Below are 17,721 nucleotides of genomic sequence, written 5' to 3' on the forward strand. Positions count from 1 at the left end.
CTCGAGGCGACATGGTGGACGACACGACCATTCGAACTGGCCAGTGCCATTGCGGCGCGGTGCGTTTCGAGGTGACGCTGAGCGACGGCTTCAATTCGATCCGCCGCTGCACCTGTTCCTACTGCCGCATGCGCGGCGCCGTCGTTGCCATGGCGGAGATGGGCGGGATCAAATTCCTGCAAGGCGAGGATGCCTTGACGAGCTACCGTTTCCATACCGGATCGGCACAGCACTTCTTCTGCTCCGCTTGCGGAATCTACACCCATCATCAGCGGCGATCCGACACGTCTCTTTACGCCGTCAACGTGGCCTGCCTGGACGGGGTGAGCCCGTTCGATTTCGTGGAAGTGCCCGTGATGGACGGCGTCAATCACACCAACGACACCGGCAAGCCGACGCGGCGGGCCGGCACGCTCCGGTTTATCCTGGCTGATTAGAGCGCGCGGCATCCGGGCCCCGGCACAGGCGGCGACACCTTTGTCGTGCGAGCAGCGGCCGCCTAGCCCTTCGAGACGACCGCGCGGCCGTAGGCCGGCTGCGAAGCAACCGGGGGATTGGTGGTCTGGGCGGCGAGTTCGCCGATCAGACGATCGGCATCCGCGGCCATGCCGTCGGGCGCCTGGATCACCAGCCGCTCCAGCGCCCAGCGATAGGACGAGACGCGCTGCTCGAGCGACAGCTGCACCCACTGGATGATCAGCGCGTTCTCCTGCATGCGCGCGACCGCGTCCGCCTTCTCCTGCGGCGAGAGCGCGGAGACGCGCGCCATGCTGGCCTCGCGCTTCTTGTCGAGATCGATGACGCGGATCGCGCTGCCGAAGAACGGCTCGAAGCGGGTGATGTCGTTGCGCACGTCGTCGATCAGCTGCGCATAGCGCGAAGCATGCGAGCGATGCGGCTCGTCGATCAGCGTGCGCCCGTACATGGTGCGGTCGAACACGATCTTCTGGTGCCAGGGCGAGGGGATGGTCTTGTAGTCACCGAACACGCTCTTCCACGCGGGACGCGACAGCGGCGCCTCGATCATGGGATAGGCGAGGTCGCGCAACTGGCGCTCTTCGTCGGTGAGCTGGAATTGCGACGGCTTCAGGCCGACACTACCGGTAATCTCGGCGCCAAGCCAGCGATGCATGTCGTCGCTGCGCATATCGGCGCGGGTGCGGCCGAAATCGCCGCCGCTGCAGGCGGCGAGGCTCGCGCCTACGGCTGCGAGCAGGATGGCCGATGCGATTGTGCGGATCTGGCGGATGGAGCCCGGCATTGCAAAAGCCGGAGGCTCAACGGCGACGACGACGACGCCCCGGCGCAGTGCCCGCTTCCGGTCCACGATCGCCGCTGGTTTCGTCGGCTTCGCGCTCGATGCGGATGACGGGAAGGATCAAAATCGTCCCCATGTCCGCGCGCGGCGTGACGTCCCCCGACGAGCCCACCCGGCGACCGGCCGGAAATTCGATGATCGTCCCCATGTCAGCTCTCTGTGTCAGCTCTCTCAATTGGCGCGCGACGAAATGCGCCCCTGCAACATGGGGGTCATTAGGATCAGTTTATGGTTAACGGGGTGTAAACATGGCCTTTCGACCGTAACCGCACGGGCCGGCCGGCGCCGTCCCGCGACGACACGGGAACGGCTGAAATGAGCGGGTTTGCTTCACACCTCATTTTCCTTAACGAGGCTTTAAACGAACCCCTGATAGGCTGAGGCAACAGTTTCTTCCGAGTTGCGTACGCCTCCATGACCAAGTCGCTGTTTCCCGGATTCGACGGGCTGATGACACTCTCCCGTCGCGAGGGCGTCGATGTTCGTCCGACGCTGCTGCGCGTGTTGACCGATCTGTATGTCCAGGCCAGCACCCACAGCGAGGACGAGCAGCGGCAATTCATCGAGCTCGCCACGCGATTGATCGACCAGGTCGACGATGCGACGCGCGCCGCCGTCAAGGCGCGGCTCGCGATCTATCCGCAGACGCCCGTCCCGGTGCTACAGAAGCTCGGGCTGGTCGCAGCGCAAGAAGGCCGCAGGGTGCCGCTCGCGCGCGCAATCCCGACCCCTGCGCCAGCACCCTCGCCTGCCCGCACGCCGACCGACGCGGAAGCGCGCATGGCCGCCAACATGGCGATGCAGCCGAACGAAGCGGCCGAGATCCACGACATGTTCTTCGGCGCCGATGCGTCCCAGCGGGCACTGATCCTGCACAATCTGGCGCAGACCCCGCTCAAAGCCGCGCCGCGCATTCCGACCGTGCGCGCCAAGCGCGCGATCCAGATCCTGGAAATGGCGGCGATCGCGGGCGATGTCGAGAATTTCACCGTCGAACTCGGCGACAGCCTGATCCTGCCCTCGCGGGTCGCAGCAGAGATCGTCGACGATGCCGGCGGCGAAGCGCTCGCGATCGCCGCCCGCGCGCTCGACATGCCGAGCCCGAACTTCCAGCGCATCCTGCTGTTCTTCAAGCCCGAGATCGGCAACTCGGTGGATGCGGTCTACCGGCTGTCGCGGCTCTACGATCGCCTCAGCGACCGCTCCGCGCTGGTGATGCTCGCCGCCTGGCGCGGCTCGACGCTCGCCGTCACGCGCGCCAAGTACCAGCCGTCGCTGCACGACAGCGAACGCCAGCGCGCACGCGCGGGCGCAAGCCAGACGCGACCGAGCGTGCAGCCCGGCTCGAGCCCGGCGGTGCGCACGGGCAACGGCGGGTCGGACCGTTAGTCCAGCCCCGCGGCAAGATCATGCCGCAATTTGCAGTCTGTTAACCATAGCGCAGTCTACTGGCGCGGATTCCATGACCAATGGCGGAGCTTGAAGTGGCTAACGACTGGACCGCGATTCGGCTCGAGATCACCGAGTTCGACGACGCTGCGAAGGCGAGACTTGGCGAACTGCGTCCGCTGTTTGCCAAAACCGTTCCCTCCATCGTCGAAAGCTTCTACCGCTATGTCGCCAAGCACGAACCGACGATTGCGAGCCTGCGCGATCCGCAGTTCATTCAGGACTCCATCCGCCTTCACCTCGCGCATTGGGACCTGATCGGGCGCGCGAATTTCGCCGACGAGCTGAGCAAGTCGGCCCTTGATATCTGTCTCCACCATCAAAAGGTGGGGCTCGCGCCGCCCTGGTACATGGGGACGCGGATGATGTTTGTGTCGACACAATTGAGCAAGGCCGTCGCCGACAGCGTCACGATTCCCCGCTCCCGGCGCAGCATCGAGCTTGCCCTCGACAGGCGGGCGGCGTTGCGTCTCACCGTTGCCACGGCGGCCGCTCTCGACATGGAGATCACGACCGCGGGGTATTTCGGATCGAACCGGCAGATCAGGAAGGACGCCATCGCCAGTGCGAAGGATCGCTTCAATGCCTTGATCACGACGCTGACCGCCGCGTCGCGGGATCTCACGGGCACGGCCGAGCGACTGAGCAGCAACACGGACAATTCCATGCGGCTGGCCGGCGTCGTCGCGGACGCCTCAAGCAACGCGTCGAGCAACGTCCAGACCGTGGCGGCTGCGACCGAACAGCTTGCGAGCTCGGTGCGGGAAATCTCCCGGCAGGTCGCGGACTCCAGCCGGGTCGCCAGCGACGCCGTCGAACAGGCCAACCGGACCAACGCGCGGATCAACTCGCTGTCGCAGGCGGCCAACCGGATCGGCGACGTCGTCAAGCTGATCACCTCGGTCGCCGAACAGACCAATCTTCTCGCCCTCAACGCGACCATAGAAGCGGCCCGTGCCGGCGATGCCGGACGCGGCTTCGCGGTGGTGGCGCAGGAAGTGAAGGCGCTCGCCTCGCAAACGGCGAAGGCCACCGACGAGATCGGGAGCCAGATCGCCGGGATGCAGGCCGCCACGCAGGAAGCGGTCAGCTCGATCAAGACGATCGGCGCGACGATCGATCAGATTTCGGCGATCACTACGGCGATCGCATCCTCGATCGACGAACAGGGCAAGGCGACCCAGGACATCTCACAAAACATCCAGAGCGCAGCGACCCGAACGTCCCAGGTTGCGGATACCATTGCGGAGGTCAGCAAGAGCTCCGTCGAAACCGGAGCCGTGTCCGGCCACCTGCTCGCGTCGGCCAAAAGCCTCTCCGACGACACGGCCAAGCTGGAGAGCGACATTGACGGGTTCTTGTCCTCGATCGCCGCAACGGCGTGAGCGGTGCAATGATCTAGACCCGCGCCAGGTCGAGAAAATGCCGCCCTGCCCGGTCTTCGGTCTCGACGACCCAGGCGTCGGGGTCGAAACGAACCTCTTTTGTCAGGCGCTCCTCGACCGCGGACTCCGGCATCGGCTGCGGAGCCAGCGGCACGAAGAAGCGATCGACGGGACGGCCGTCGTCATAAGAGGTCTGCGGCGCCGGCACGTACAGCATCGCGTTGCCATCGAGCAGCGACACCTTCACGAACACCGCGCCCGCCTCCTCGGCGCCGCGCCGTCGCACGGCACCGAACACGCCTTCAGTCTGGCAGCGGCGCAGATAGGCCGCCACCCATATGTTGGATTTCAAACGCATGGAAAGCACGATAGGCCAGCGCCGGGTTCGGCACCAGCCTCACAAGCCTGACGATTACTCGACCGGGTGGCCGATCGCGGCAGCCAGCTCGCGCAGCAGGCGGTCCGAAACCTGGCCGGTGACGGGCAACTTGTGCTGGCGCTCGAACGTCTGGATCGCCGACTGGGTCTCGCCGCTCATCGTGCCCGTGATCTTCAAATTCCCGTAGCCGTATTCGGACAGCGCGCGCTGCACGCCGGCGAGGCGGCGCGCCGCCGGGCTTTGCTGCACCGGGATCGGTGCCGGCGGACGTGCGATAGCGACGCCGGGCGGCGTCGGTGCGGTGGACTTGATGACCAGATTGGTCATGGGATCGCCCGAGCGAGGCGTCGATGCGGTCGTCTCGGCGGGCCTCTCCGGCGCCTTCTCGGCGGACCTTTCAACAGGCTTCGGCTCGACGCGAAACTCGGTTGCTCTCGGCTCGAGCGGCGAGGTATCGGCGCCGACGGGTCGCGGGCGCGGCAAGGGATTTGACAACGACAAGGACGACGGGGCGGGAAGATTGATCACGGTGCCGAACATCGGCGCCGGATGCCGGCCAGTCTGCAGGAACAGCGCATTGGCAACGATGGCGCTGACCGCGGCGGCAGCGACAAGCCCGGCCAGCGTGTCCTTCGGACTATGCAAGAGCACGCGCATCACGAGATTGCGCTCGGTCTCGACATCCACGACCGCGGCTTTGGCGCCACGGCGGCGCGGAGCAGCTCCGTCCTTTGCAGACTTTCTAGGCACTTTTCTTCACCAGAGCAGGTTGGTCCTGAACTTCATGCCGCAGCACCGGATTGAGCGTCGCGATCTTGCTCTCGGCCGGCTTCTTATCGGAAGGCTTGTCGGAAGTCTTGGCTTGCGGCGGCGTGTAGACGAGCGGCAGCTTGACGGTGACGGCGGTGCCCTCGCCGAGCTTGCTTTGTACCGTCAAATCGCCGAGATGCAATGCCACGAGGCTCTTCACGATCGACAATCCGAGGCCGGTGCCTTCGTGGCGACGTTGATAGGTCTTGCCGCATTGGAAGAACGGCGCACCGATGCGCTTGAGATCATCGGGCGCGATGCCGACCCCGGTGTCGCTGATGCGCAGCGTGAGCTGCGAAGCGGATGCCGCCGCGGACACCGTGACCTGGCCGCCGCGTTCGGTGAACTTGACGGCGTTGGCGACGAGATTGAGCACGATCTGCTTGAAGGCGCGCGGATCGCCGGTCATCTCGGGCAGATCCTGCGGCGCGTCGGTGATCAAATCGATGCCGTTCTCGCGCGCTTTGAGCGCCAGGAGATTGCAGCAATGCATCAGCGAGGCGCGCGGCGCGAACGGCTCGGACGCAATCTCGAAATTGCCCGATTCCATCTTCGACATGTCGAGGATGCCGTTGACGACCGACAGCAGATGCTGGCCGGAGGCGTTGATCAGCTCCGCATATTCCTTGCGCTGGGCCGCCCCCAGCATCAGGGCCTGCTCCTGCGCGATCATCTCGGAGAATCCGATGATCGCGTTGAGCGGCGTGCGCAGCTCGTGGCTCATGGTGGCGAGGAAGCGCGTCTTGGCAGCGTCGGCGGCTTCCGCCGCGCTGCGGGCCTGATCGAGCGCTTGCTCGGACAGCTTGCGATCGGTGACGTCGCGCATCACGGCGACCACTTCGAGCTCGGAGGTGGCCTCGCGGCGCTGGTCCCCATCGAGCGGCCGGCAGCGCATCTCGACCCAGACGAAGTCGACCAGACCGCGCTCGGAACCAACGGGCTCCCGCCGCAGCCGGAACTCGACGCTGCGCACGTCGCCGCGCGCGGCATCGGAGAGCGCCGTGAGATAGGCCGGACGATCGGCGACATGGACGCGGTCGAACAGGCCGTGACCATGCAATTGCACCACCGGTACACCAAGCATGGCTTCCGCGGCCTGTGAGATGAACTGCACCGCGCCGTTGCGCTGATGCCGCGAGATGACGTCGCTCATGTTGCGCGCGAGCAAGCGATAGCGCTCCTCCTCACGCGACAGCAGCGCGACGCTGGTGCGCGCGAGCGACTCGGCGCCGAAGGCGAGGCCCGCGGCATAGAACGTCGCGGAGGCGACGCCGAACGCCATCATCAGGCCGCGATCGGGTGCGCCGAGCTCTCCAGCCGGCAGCCAGCCGAGCTGGCTGACCAGGATCAACAGGCCCACGCAGGACAGCGCCAGCAGCGAGGCAAAGGCTGCGACGCGGCGCGAGGCCGACAGCGCGGCCTCGAGGGGAACCACGACCAGCCAGATCGCGGCGAATGATTCGATGCCGCCGGTCGTGCTCGCGATCGCCATGATCAGGCCGGCGAGCGCCAGCGACGACAGCACATGGGCGCCTTCGTAGCGTCCGGTGCGCGACAGGAACCAGGACAACAGGATCGGCGCGATCAGCCAGGCGAAGGCCGCGACCTCGATCGCGCTCGGCGCGCCGCGCAGGACGAGATAGACCGGAAACGCGGCAAAGACGGCCAGGCTTCCGACAAGCCGCGGCGCCATGAAGGCCCGATGACGCGCACGTGTCAGCGCGTCATAACGCGCGGAGGGATGCAGCAGCGCATCGAGACAATCGCGGATGATACTCAAAACTGTCACGGGTCTCGCGCTTCGGCTCAATCGTCTTTGAAGACGTGCCGGAACGCCTCCTTGTCGTTGAGCCAACGTGTCAGAGCGACCTTAAACGAGTGCTAAGGCGGTCCGGCCTGCGGCCTGACACCGCGTCATCGCGAAGATTTTTAGGCGATTTGGCAATGTCATCATCCGGGATGGTGAACACAGGGTTTCACCTTCCCTTTCATGGTTTCGAATTGGTGGATGCGTAGGGCGCCGGAACATCACGGGTGCCCGCATCAATCGAAAATTTACGAGACCACGATCTGCGAAGATTTTTGCGTCAATTTTCCGCGAATTAAGCGGAAGGCAATCACTTGCGATTTATCGAGAGTTGCTAGGTCCGGCGTCGCGCGGGGATCGCCCGCGGCGGGATCTAACATACAGGTCGCAAGATGCGCTTTCTGCTCCGCATCACATTCTGGCTCGGGCTGGTGCTGGTGCTCCTGCCGCGGGACAAGACGCCCGAATCGGAGAAGCTGCCGCAGATCGGCGCTGCCGACGCGGTGCAGGCTGCGACCGCGGCCGTCTCCGACATGAGCCAGTTCTGCAAGCGTCAGCCGGCGGCCTGCGAGGTCGGCGGACAGGCCGCCACCATCATCGGCCAGCGCGCACAGGACGGCGCGAAGAAGATCTACCAGATCATCAACGACAAGAAAGAGCAGATCGAGAAGACCGACAAGAAGGCGCCCGACCACACCGGCTCGATCAATGTCGCCGGTGAAGGCGATGCCGCGGCAAGCGAAGCGCCGCGCGACACACTGACCCAGGACGACCTCGCGGTGGAATGGCACGGGCCGGAGACAGCGAATTAAGGCCCGAATCCTATCGATTTCGGCAGCCCTCGTCCCTATATTGGCGGGAAGCGGGAACCACGGGCCATCAATGACTGCGATCGACGACATCAGGGACAATTTCGAACTCCTCGAGGACTGGGACGACCGCTACCGGTATGTCATCGAGCTCGGTCGCACCCTGGAACCGATGCCCGAGGAAGAGCATTCGGCCAAGAACAAGGTGCAAGGCTGCGTCAGCCAGGTCTGGCTGCAGAAGCTGGTCGATCGCGGCAATGGCGTGCCGATCCTGAAGTACCGCGGCGACAGCGACGCGCATATCGTGCGCGGGCTGGTCGCGATCGTGCTCGCGCTCTATTCGGGCCGCACGCCGCAGGAGATTCTTGCGACGGATGCGCTCGCAGTGTTCAACGAGTTCGGCTTCCGCGACCATCTGACGCCGCAGCGCTCCAACGGCCTGCGCTCGATGGTCGAGCGCATCAAGACCGACGCGAAAGAGGCGCTCGCGGAAGCCTCGTGAAGATGTTTTTCGGCGAACCGGACAATCGACCCAGGCTGGGCGAAGGCGAAGCCTGCCCGGCTTATAGGCGCTTGCCTTCGATCAGCCCCGTACTGCCTGGCCGGGGGGATCCCGCCAGATCGGCATCGGGAGTTCTAGGTGAGAAGCAGTGACAGATTAGAAACAGCGAACCCGGAATTGTACGTACACCACTGCCTCTCCGTATTTTAAAGGGGAATCGTGATAGCGCAGTGTGGAAATATTTTTGTCGGCGGCTGTTGCGCGACCTTCGAACGTTATATCTTCCTAAGAAATGGCCGAGGTATCTTGGTCTAAGTGGACGGGAGAATCACATGGCGATCCGCAAATCAGCACTAATTGACCCTCCCGCGAGGCCAGAGCTTGACCGCCTTTTGGAGCAGGCCCGTGCGGTGGGCGTGACCGATGAGCAACTCCGAGAGCAGCGCATCAGCTTTGCTTATGGCAACGCGCCTGAGAATTCGGGTATAACGAAGGAAACCGCAAGGAATGCAGCGAACAGCATTCTTATGCGAACGCAGGCTAGGTAGGACTAGGAGGAAGAGCCCGTAAAGCGGGCTCTTTTTTTGTTATGATAGTTTCAGAAGGAGACGACCGGGCTCTCTACGATCTTGTTCAAGAGAGAAACCTGATTCGCCAATATGATCTGCTCACGAATTGCGTTGAGATAGGACTTCGGCAAGGTCATACCGCTCTCGATAAATATACACTATGGGCACTCAACCACGTCGCCGTGGCAAACATCTCACAATTTGGCGGTCGCTTCCGGGAAGAGCCGATCTACGTCGGAAACCATCTCCCGCCGCACTTCAAGGAAGTGCCGGAATTGATGGATAAATTTATTTCGACGATACATGAGAATTGGTTCAATTGGACACCTACCCAGATCGCCGCTTACGGGCTTTGGCGACTCAATTGGATACACCCCTTCATAGAAGGTAACGGGCGGACCGCCCGAGCGACCTGCTATTACCTCCTGTGCGCTAGGTCAGGCAGCTTACTGCCGGGCAGAAAGATCGTACCTGAACGAATTCGAGAAGAGCGCAGAGGTTACGTGGATGGACTTCGCGCGGCAGACCGCGCGTGGCACGAAGGTAACTTGGACTTCTCTGAACTCGAAGGCTATCTAGCTAAGCTCTTAGAGGCGCAGTTGCGGGACTTGGACTAACGCAGCTGGCCTAATCAAACTGCGAATAGCTGTTCTGCAAGCCCCCTGTGAACACTCGGGATCATACTTTAGAGCGGCTCTACTTTCCTTTTTTCCGCTGCTGCTGTCCCAATCCCATTTTCTTCGCCAGTTGCGAACGTGCCACCGCGTAGTTCGGCGCGACCATGGGATAGTCGGCCGGCAGGCCCCATTTCTCGCGATATTGCTCGGGGGTCATGTTGTACTGGGTGCGCAGATGGCGCTTCAGCGACTTGAAGCGCTTGCCATCTTCCAGACACACCAGATAGTCCGGCGCGATCGATTTCTTCAGCGAGACCGCAGGCTTTGCCGGCTCGAGCGGCGCCTCGACGCGGCCCGACGACACCCGCGTCAACGCGCCGTGCACCTGGGTGATCAGATTCGGGATCTCGGCGGCCGGCGTCGGATTGTTGCTGAGATAGGCCGACACGATATTCGCCGTCAGCTCGATGAAGTTTTTAGCCCCGGCATCCGACATTGGGCTCGACCTCTCTTCAATCCGATTCCGTCGCGGTGCATTGGCGGCGTTGAAGTATTCTCTGTCAACAATACGTTTGGTCGAAATACGACGACTGCGAATATGAACCGATTACTGATTTCGCGACAACAATTGCGGGCTTTACTTGAACCGAGCGAAGCTTCAACTCCGCTGGTCGAGATGGGCGCGCAGCTCGTCGATCGAGGCAAACCGCATCAGGCCCTCCGGCATCTGCGCCTCGATCGAGCCGTCGGAATAGAGCGAATAGCCCATGCCATCGACGATTCCGGATTTGAGCACCGTCACCGGCGGCTGGTCGGCGGGTGCGGGCTGAGGTGCGGCAGGCTCAAAGTTAGATGCCGGGCGCTGTGGCGGGCGACGCGCCGCGGGCGGCTCCGGCGTCCGCGCACGGTCCGGCTTTGGCCAGGCATCGTCGAAGCTTGCCGGGGCCTCAGGCTCCGCGGGCTCGGCGTGTGCTTGCGGCGGCAGGCTCTCGCCAGCCTTGGTGGCCTCGGCGCGCTCGCGTTCCTTGCGCGAGCTCGAGGCGAACATCAGGTTGCGCTTTCGCGGCGCTTCCCGCCCCGCGGGCGGCGGGGGAGCTTCCGTCTCGGCCGGCGTCTCGGCCTGCCATGGTGGCGCCGCCGGCGACGGCTGCGGCTCGACCCGCATCGCCGGAACGGGCGATGGCTCGAAGGCGGGCGCACCGGGCGCCGCAAGGCCCGGCGGCAGCACGGGCCTGACCCGAACTTCCGACGCCGCGGCCGTCCCGGCCAGACGGCGTGCGATGGCTTGCAGCTCGAGCAGCACGACGTAGAGGCCGACCAGTAGCATACCGGAGCAGACGCCAATCGTCCCGCTCAGTATGAGGGTGCTGCCGAGGCTGAAATCCCTGATCGAATAGCCAAAAGCGACCGCAAAGAGGCCCGCCACCACGGCGAAAATCCCTGCGATCAACACTGCCACGCTCATCGAACACACCCCCGGCCGCGCATCCGCGCGCGACACCCGTTACGCCACGATACCGTCATACTGCGTTCCTCGCCAACGACCAATTGCCGCCGCCGTTCCCTAAGGGAAGGATATCAGGGACTTATTCACATTCCCTTCAGCTACGGCTCGCTAGTTCTCATGGGCTCCCGCGTTTTCGGAAATTGCTGCGTCGCATCAGGAATTTAGCCATAATGCCCAATTACTCGGTAATGGAACTGCGCTATAGGGATTCCGGGGAACAGGCCCGCGCGCCAGCAGGGCCAAGAGGGGATTCCGGGTCACCAATAGCATGACATCCATCACGACTTCGGCGATCGAAACGCCTCTCGGGCGCTCGGTTGAACGGACTTGCGACGATCTCGCCATGCTGGTGCTGGCAGCCGTCGCAATCATCGCAGGCCTGACCTTCCGCGACTACGGGCTCGGCTGGGACGACTATACCCACGCCGAATATGCCGACCTGCTGCTGCGCATGTACGGCTCCGGCTTCAGGGATACGTCGGCCCTCTCCTTCGCCAATCTCTATATGTATGGCGGCGGCTTCGACATGGTCGCAGCCCTCCTGCACAAGATCATTCCCCTCGAGCTGTTCGAGACGCGACGCCTGGTCGGCGCGATCGTCGGTGTGATCGGGCTTGCGGTGACGTGGCGGCTCGGCCGCCGCGTCGGCGGACCTCTTGCCGGGCTTGCCGCGCTCCTGCTGCTGGCGCTCTGCCCGATCTTCTACGGCCACATGTTCATGAACCCGAAGGATGCGCCCTTCGCGGTGGCGATGATCATCCTGATACTGGGTCTGGTTCGGCTCGCCGAAGAATATCCAAAACCCTCTCCGCGCACGATCCTGATCGTCGGCCTCGGCGCCGGTCTCTCGATCGGCTGCCGCATCCTCGGCGGGCTCGCGCTGGTCTACGCGATGATCGGCTTCATGCCGCTGTTCCTGGAGGAGCTGCGCAGCGAGGGCGCGCGCGAGGGTATCAGGCGTTTCGCCCACGTCGTCTACGTGCTGCTGCCCGGCCTCGCGTTCGGCTATCTCGTGATGGGCCTGATCTGGCCGTGGTCGATCATGAAGCCCGGCAATCCCTTCGAAGCCTTGACCTACTTCTCGCACTTCTTCGAGAAGCCCTGGAAGGAGATGTTCGACGGCGCGATCGTGTCCGTGCCCGACATGCCCTGGTCCTATCTGCCGACGCTGTTCGCGCTGCAGCTGCCCGAAGTGATGCTGGTGCTGATGGCCGCCGCCGTGGTCGGCACCTTCGCCATGCTGCCGCGTCGCGAAGTTCCGGCCCGCCGCAAGACCATCCTGCTGATGCTGACGCTCGCTGCCACCCTGCCGCTCGCGATCGCGATGGTGAAGCGCCCGGCGCTCTACAACGGCATTCGCCATTTCGTCTTCGTGATTCCGCCGATGGCGGTGCTCGGCGGCGTGGCTTTCGCCTGGACCATGGAGCGCCTGCGCGCCAATCACCGCGCCTGGCAGCCGGCCGTGCTTGCCGTGTTCTGCTTCGGCCTGGCGCTGCCGCTCGCCGAGATGATCCGGCTGCATCCCTATCAGTACACCCACTTCAACCACATCGCGGGCACCGTGCGCGCCGCCGACGACCGCTTCATGCTGGACTATTGGGGTCTGGCGCTGAAGCAGGCCTCCGACGGACTGCGCGAGCAGCTCGTCGAGCGCCAGGAAGTGCCGCCGCGCAATCGCAAATGGAAGGTCGCGGTGTGCGGTCCGCAGCGTCCGGCCCAGGTCGCGCTCGGACCCGATTTCACCATCGGCTGGGATTCCAACGCGGCCGATTTCGCCATGACGCTCGGCGAATTCTACTGCAAGGGCCTCACCGCGCCCATCATGGTCGAGATCAAGCGCGACGACGTGGTGTTCGCCCGCGTCTACGACATCCGCGGCCGCAGCATTTCCAGCCTGCTGTCGATCCCGGCGCCGTAATTTCTTTCTCCCTCGTAGCCCGGATGGAGCGAAAGCGAAATCCGGGACCTTTCGCGAGGCCCTCCCCGCATTCCGCTGCGCTCCATGCGGGCTACGCTTGGCTGCTGCGATTTGACCGCCTTGCCGCCAGCCACCACCAAGACTACGCTCCCGCTCCGCAACAACGAAGTTCGGAGAGATTTGCCATGTCACCAGCGGAAGCACGCCTGAAGGAAGTGCCATCGAACATGACGGAGGCCGAGTGGCAGCAACGGGTCAATCTCGCCGCCTGCTATCGCCTCGTCGCGCTGTACGGCTGGGACGATCTGGTCGACACCCACATCTCCGCGCGCGTGCCCGGCCCCGACCATCACTTCCTCATCAACCCCTATGGGCTGATGTTCGACGAGATCACGGCCTCGAGCCTGGTCAAGGTCGATCTGCACGGAAACCAGCTCACCGAGAGCGAGTACAGCATCAACCCGGCCGGCTTCACCATCCATTCGGCGATCCACGAGGTGCGCGAGGACGCGATCTGCGTGCTGCATCTCCACACACTGGACGGTACGGCCGTGTCGAGCAGCGCCGAAGGCTTGCTGCCGCTGAACCAGACCGCGCAACTCGTCACCCACGACCTCGCCTATCACGACTATGAGGGCATCGCGCTCGATCATGACGAACGGCCGCGGCTGCAGAAGGATCTCGGCGACCACAACCACATGCTGCTGCGCAACCACGGCACGATGACGGTCGGCCGCTCCGTCGCCTCCGCCTTCGAGCGCATGTATCATCTCGAGCGCGCCTGCTCGATGCAGGTGCGCACCCGCGCGCTGGGCACGCCGGTCTATCCGGTCGACGACACCGCGATCGACAAGAACACCGAGCTGCTCGCCAACCGCGACCGCGCCGAGCTGCGCGCCACCAACCTGGTGTGGCCGCCGCTGCTACGCAAGCTCGACCGCGAGCTTCCGGGCTACCGGTCTTGAGATTTACGGGATTTCGTGTAGGGTAATCGCCAACACCCTCTGCACGTTTTGGAATGAAACGCCGCCCAATTCCGGGCGGCGTTTTACTTTGCCTTATTTTACTTTGCCTTAAGGCTCATCCCTGTGATCGAAGTGCACGAGCGAAGCTACATTGACACGGTTTTGCTACCGGTGCGATAGTACGAATCGTACCGGCCAGCAACGAGCTGGGCTTCAATTCCGCCGGGTCGCCGCGACCGGCATGTATGGCGTTCGATACAATTCCATCAAAATATAGCCGGCCAGCTTCGACTGAGCTGGGCAGCATATTTGTGGCAGGAGGACGGATGTTGGACCAACAATCCAGGCTGCAATCATCGTCCATCCCGCTCACCGAGGCTGAGGTCGATCGGCGCAAGAGGATCGTCGATCTGTCGGGCGAGGACATTTCACGCATCGTCACGCTGCGGAACATGGTCGCGGAGCAGACCGACCGCTACGTGGATGCCTTCTTCCGTTATCTCGACGACCTGGGCGAGGCGCCGGCCCTGTTCGGCAAGCGCGAGGTCCTGGAAGAGGCCAAGCGCCGCAAACGCGAGCATCTCGCGGCAATGACCGCCGCGCAATATGATCGCGGTTATGTCGAGCAGCGGATTGCGCTGGCCCTGCTTTATAGCCGGCACGGCGTATCGACACCTGTGTTTCTCGGCGCATTCCACCAATTGCTGCGCGCGCTCGGCAACGACATCATGAAAAGCGTGAAGGACCCGAACGACGCGTTCCAGCGTTTCATGTCCTTGAAGAAGGTGGCGTTCTTCGACATCGGCATCATGACGGATGTGCTGATCAGCGAACGCGAGCGCACGATCAACCTTCAGCAGGACGCGATCCGCGAGCTGTCCACGCCCGTTCTCCAGGTCCGCGAAGGGCTGCTCATCCTCCCGATCATCGGCATGATCGACTCCCAGCGCGCAAAGCAACTGACGGATGGGCTTTTGCGAAGCATTCGCGCGAACCGGGCCAGAATGGTGGTGATGGACATCACCGGTGTCGCGGCCGTCGATTCCAAAGTCGCCAATCACCTGATTCAGACGATCGCCGCGGCCCGGCTGATGGGCAGCACCGTCATCGTCACCGGGCTGTCCGCCGATGTCGCGCAGGCGCTGGTCGCGCTCGGCGTCGACCTCGGCAAGATCAGCACGACCGGAGATCTTCAGGGCGGGCTCGAGGAAGCGGAACGGATGCTCGGCTACCGGGTCGTTCGCGGGAACGAGACGACGGGGCCACGCCTTTCGGCATAGAGGACGCGCCATGGCGATCCCCATCCTGAAGCAAGGCGCCGTCCTGATCGCAAGCCTTCAGGCTGCTCCAACCGATCGGGATCTGATCCAGCTCAAGGACGAGCTGGCCGACAAGATCGGTCATTTCCGTTCGCGCATCGTTGCCATCGACGTCAGTGCGCTCGACGTGATGGATTCGTTCGCGACACGCACATTGAGGGGCATCGCGCATGCGACCAAGCTGCGCGGCGCCAATACGGTGATCGTGGGCATCCAGCCCGACGTCGCCTTTGCGATGGTCCAGCTCGGGCTCACGCTCGACGGCATCGAAACCGCCCTCGATCTCGATGAGGGCCTCGCGCGCATGCGTCCGCAGCCGGACGGGGGGACATCCGGTGACCGCTGACGCCACCCGCGTTGCCATCACACGCGACGGCGACATCGTAGAGGCGCGGCAGAAAGGGCGCGAGCTCGCGCAGCAAATCGGATTTACCGGCAGCGACCTCACGCTCATCGCCACCGCGATCTCGGAAGTTGCACGAAACATCGTTGTGTATGCCGGCCACGGCGATATCGATCTCAGCATCGCCGAGAAGAACGGCAAGCGCGGCATCCTCGTCGTTGCCCGGGACGAGGGACCTGGCATCCCTGATATCGAACGCGCCATGCGCGACGGCTACTCCACCGGCAACAGCCTCGGCCTCGGTTTGCCGGGCTCCAGGCGGCTGATGGACGATTTCGAGATCGACTCGGCGGTCGGACGAGGAACGACCGTGATCATGCGGAAATGGAAGGCATGACCGGGGCACACTCTCCCAACGCACGCGCAGGCTCCGTCGAATGGGGCGTGGCGTCCCGCGCGTTGCACGGCGAACCGGAGTCGGGTGACCTGCATTTTATCGAGGCCTTTTCGGGAGGCGTGCTGATTGCCGCCATCGACGGCCTCGGGCATGGCCCGGAGGCGGCACTCGCATCGCGGATCGCCGCGGCGACCCTGCATGACCATCTCGGCGAACCCGTCATAATCTTGATAGAGCGATGTCATGCGGCGCTCCAGAGGAGCCGCGGCGTTGTGCTCAGCGTGGCGATGGTCGAGGCACGGGGTCGCGAGCTGACCTGGCTGGGCGTGGGAAACGTCGATGGCACATTGTATCGCGCCAACGCGGTCCCGCCGCGCGAGTCGCTGGCACACCGGGGCGGAGTTGTCGGCTATCAAATTCCACCGCTTCGTCAGGCGACGCTTCCGCTCGCTCCCGGCGATACGCTGGTCTTCACGACTGACGGCATTGACGGCGCCTTCAGCATGGAATCCCCGATCGGCTGGCAGCCGCAGGAAGCCGCCGACCACATCCTGCGCAGATACGGCAAGGACACCGATGACGCTCTCGTCCTCATCGCCCGTGTGATCGGGGACATTCCATGATCCCGACGCGAGAGGAGATTCGCCGGGAATACGCCGGAAGCCTCGGCGGCTATCTCATCGAGGCGGACGAAGCCGCGCGATTGCACGCCCACGAACTCGGACGCAAGGCGCTCGCCGGCGGCGTCGGCGTGCTCGACATCGTCGCGCTTCATCATGAGGCGCTAGCGACATTGGCCGGCTCCGGATCGCTGCGGCTCGACCGAGCCGCGGAATTCCTCGCCGAAAGTCTCTCGCCCTTTGAAATGACCATGCGCGGCTATCGCGAGGCGAATCGGCTGCTTTCCATCGCGAACGCGGACCTGCTGCAGGCCAAGGCCGCAACCGATGCCGCCAATCGCGAGCTCGAGGCCTTCAGCTATTCGGTGGCGCACGATCTGCGCGCCCCGTTGCGCAGCGTCGACGGCTTCAGTCAGGCCGTTCTGGAGGATTGCGCCGGAGCGCTCGATGACGCGGGAAAACGTCATCTGCGTTACGTGCGCGAAGCGGCGCAGGATATGGCCGCCTTGATCGACGGCTTGCTCGCCCTGTCGCGCGTGACGCGGAGCGAACTGCGCCGCGAAGCGATCGACATTGCAGGGATCGCGCGCAGCGTCTTCGCGCAACTCCGGAGGACGGCCCCCGGCCGCGTGGTGGAGACCGTGGTTGCCGATGAGATGACCAACCACGGCGATGCCCGGTTGCTTCAGAGTGTGCTGGAAAACCTGCTCGGAAACGCCTGGAAGTTCACGCGCGACCGCGCCGTAGCGAGGATTGAGGTGGGTTGCCGGAAGCACAACGGCGAATGCATCTATTTTGTGAGCGACAATGGCGCCGGCTTCGATATGGCATATGCCGACAAACTGTTCGGCGCGTTCCAGCGGCTGCATTCGGCAGCCGAATTCGAAGGGACCGGCATCGGCTTGGCGACCGTGCAGCGGGTCGTGAAGCGCCATCGCGGCCGGATCTGGGCCGAGAGCGAAGTCGACCGCGGCGCAACTTTCTTCTTCACACTTTGGAGCACCTGA

The 17,721-nt window shown here is 63.8% G+C and carries 21 protein-coding genes; 14 read left to right on the forward strand and 7 right to left on the reverse strand.

The window, feature by feature from the left end:
* Positions 1-11 precede the first annotated feature (11 nt).
* A complete protein-coding gene (locus tag JJE66_RS24585; protein ID WP_200517051.1) occupies positions 12-437 on the forward strand; it encodes a GFA family protein in 426 nt (141 codons plus the stop codon).
* Between the two features lie 62 nt (positions 438-499).
* Here the strand turns inward: JJE66_RS24585 and JJE66_RS24590 are convergent, their stop codons facing one another.
* Positions 500-1,261 carry a hypothetical protein gene (locus JJE66_RS24590; protein ID WP_200517052.1) on the reverse strand — a complete coding sequence of 254 codons (762 nt, stop codon included), beginning with the start codon at positions 1,259-1,261 and terminating at the stop codon, positions 500-502.
* Between the two features lie 16 nt (positions 1,262-1,277).
* On the reverse strand, positions 1,278-1,466 hold the full coding sequence (locus tag JJE66_RS24595; RefSeq protein WP_027531082.1) for a hypothetical protein: 189 nt from the start codon (positions 1,464-1,466) through the stop codon (positions 1,278-1,280).
* A 266-nt stretch (positions 1,467-1,732) separates the two neighbouring features.
* On the opposite strand from JJE66_RS24595, the gene JJE66_RS24600 reads away from it, so the two are divergent.
* A complete protein-coding gene (locus JJE66_RS24600) occupies positions 1,733-2,707 on the forward strand; it encodes a DUF2336 domain-containing protein (RefSeq protein ID WP_200517053.1) in 975 nt (324 codons plus the stop codon).
* Positions 2,708-2,787: 80 nt separating this feature from the next.
* Positions 2,788-4,152 (forward strand): globin-coupled sensor protein, encoded by a 1,365-nt coding sequence (locus JJE66_RS24605; RefSeq protein ID WP_200517054.1) that lies wholly within the window; start codon positions 2,788-2,790, stop codon positions 4,150-4,152.
* Positions 4,153-4,165: 13 nt separating this feature from the next.
* On the opposite strand, the gene JJE66_RS24610 is transcribed toward JJE66_RS24605, so the two are convergent.
* Genes JJE66_RS24610 through JJE66_RS24620 form a run of 3 tightly spaced genes read right to left on the reverse strand, consistent with a single transcriptional unit; the run spans position 4,166 to position 7,130 of the window.
* A complete protein-coding gene (locus JJE66_RS24610; protein ID WP_200517055.1) occupies positions 4,166-4,510 on the reverse strand; it encodes a DUF1491 family protein in 345 nt (114 codons plus the stop codon).
* Between the two features lie 54 nt (positions 4,511-4,564).
* Positions 4,565-5,281, reverse strand: a complete 717-nt coding sequence (locus JJE66_RS24615; RefSeq protein WP_200517056.1) for a peptidoglycan-binding protein — start codon at positions 5,279-5,281, stop codon at positions 4,565-4,567.
* Positions 5,274-7,130, reverse strand: a complete 1,857-nt coding sequence (locus tag JJE66_RS24620) for a PAS domain-containing sensor histidine kinase (protein WP_200517057.1) — start codon at positions 7,128-7,130, stop codon at positions 5,274-5,276. Before JJE66_RS24620 ends, JJE66_RS24615 begins: the two co-directional genes overlap by 8 nt.
* 410 nt (positions 7,131-7,540) lie before the next feature.
* Between JJE66_RS24620 and JJE66_RS24625 the strand changes: the two genes are divergently transcribed.
* The 4 genes from JJE66_RS24625 (at position 7,541) to JJE66_RS24640 (ending at position 9,645) form a co-directional block, all read left to right on the forward strand.
* On the forward strand, positions 7,541-7,960 hold the full coding sequence (locus JJE66_RS24625) for a DUF5330 domain-containing protein (protein WP_200517058.1): 420 nt from the start codon (positions 7,541-7,543) through the stop codon (positions 7,958-7,960).
* A gap of 70 nt (positions 7,961-8,030) precedes the next feature.
* Positions 8,031-8,459 (forward strand): SufE family protein, encoded by a 429-nt coding sequence (locus JJE66_RS24630; RefSeq protein WP_200517059.1) that lies wholly within the window; start codon positions 8,031-8,033, stop codon positions 8,457-8,459.
* A 332-nt stretch (positions 8,460-8,791) separates the two neighbouring features.
* Positions 8,792-9,007 (forward strand): hypothetical protein, encoded by a 216-nt coding sequence (locus JJE66_RS24635; protein ID WP_200517060.1) that lies wholly within the window; start codon positions 8,792-8,794, stop codon positions 9,005-9,007.
* Positions 9,008-9,048: 41 nt separating this feature from the next.
* The gene (locus tag JJE66_RS24640; protein WP_200517061.1) at positions 9,049-9,645 is read left to right on the forward strand and encodes a Fic family protein; all 597 of its coding nucleotides are present in this window, start codon (positions 9,049-9,051) and stop codon (positions 9,643-9,645) included.
* A 79-nt stretch (positions 9,646-9,724) separates the two neighbouring features.
* Here the strand turns inward: JJE66_RS24640 and JJE66_RS24645 are convergent, their stop codons facing one another.
* Positions 9,725-10,141 (reverse strand): MucR family transcriptional regulator, encoded by a 417-nt coding sequence (locus JJE66_RS24645; RefSeq protein ID WP_200517062.1) that lies wholly within the window; start codon positions 10,139-10,141, stop codon positions 9,725-9,727.
* A gap of 162 nt (positions 10,142-10,303) precedes the next feature.
* Positions 10,304-11,110 (reverse strand): DUF308 domain-containing protein, encoded by an 807-nt coding sequence (locus JJE66_RS24650; protein ID WP_200517063.1) that lies wholly within the window; start codon positions 11,108-11,110, stop codon positions 10,304-10,306.
* A 310-nt stretch (positions 11,111-11,420) separates the two neighbouring features.
* Here JJE66_RS24650 and JJE66_RS24655 point away from each other — a divergent pair, with 310 nt between their 5' ends.
* From JJE66_RS24655 to JJE66_RS24685, 7 genes are all read left to right on the forward strand, one after another.
* The gene (locus JJE66_RS24655) at positions 11,421-13,070 is read left to right on the forward strand and encodes a glycosyltransferase family 39 protein (RefSeq protein WP_200517064.1); all 1,650 of its coding nucleotides are present in this window, start codon (positions 11,421-11,423) and stop codon (positions 13,068-13,070) included.
* A 185-nt stretch (positions 13,071-13,255) separates the two neighbouring features.
* Positions 13,256-14,035 carry a class II aldolase/adducin family protein gene (locus JJE66_RS24660; protein ID WP_200517065.1) on the forward strand — a complete coding sequence of 260 codons (780 nt, stop codon included), beginning with the start codon at positions 13,256-13,258 and terminating at the stop codon, positions 14,033-14,035.
* A 326-nt stretch (positions 14,036-14,361) separates the two neighbouring features.
* Positions 14,362-15,315 (forward strand): protoglobin domain-containing protein, encoded by a 954-nt coding sequence (locus JJE66_RS24665; RefSeq protein ID WP_200517066.1) that lies wholly within the window; start codon positions 14,362-14,364, stop codon positions 15,313-15,315.
* A 10-nt stretch (positions 15,316-15,325) separates the two neighbouring features.
* Positions 15,326-15,700 carry an STAS domain-containing protein gene (locus tag JJE66_RS24670; protein WP_200517067.1) on the forward strand — a complete coding sequence of 125 codons (375 nt, stop codon included), beginning with the start codon at positions 15,326-15,328 and terminating at the stop codon, positions 15,698-15,700.
* Complete coding sequence (locus tag JJE66_RS24675; RefSeq protein ID WP_311979955.1) at positions 15,690-16,094, forward strand: anti-sigma regulatory factor; 405 nt, start codon at positions 15,690-15,692, stop codon at positions 16,092-16,094. Before JJE66_RS24670 ends, JJE66_RS24675 begins: the two co-directional genes overlap by 11 nt.
* Positions 16,082-16,717 (forward strand): SpoIIE family protein phosphatase, encoded by a 636-nt coding sequence (locus JJE66_RS24680; protein ID WP_200517069.1) that lies wholly within the window; start codon positions 16,082-16,084, stop codon positions 16,715-16,717. The genes JJE66_RS24675 and JJE66_RS24680 overlap by 13 nt, the downstream gene beginning before the upstream one ends.
* Positions 16,714-17,721, forward strand: coding sequence for an ATP-binding protein (locus JJE66_RS24685; RefSeq protein ID WP_200517070.1), 1,008 nt, complete (start codon positions 16,714-16,716; stop codon positions 17,719-17,721). Before JJE66_RS24680 ends, JJE66_RS24685 begins: the two co-directional genes overlap by 4 nt.

The sequence above is a fragment of the Bradyrhizobium diazoefficiens genome (assembly GCF_016612535.1).
Lineage (GTDB): Bacteria > Pseudomonadota > Alphaproteobacteria > Rhizobiales > Xanthobacteraceae > Bradyrhizobium > Bradyrhizobium diazoefficiens_C.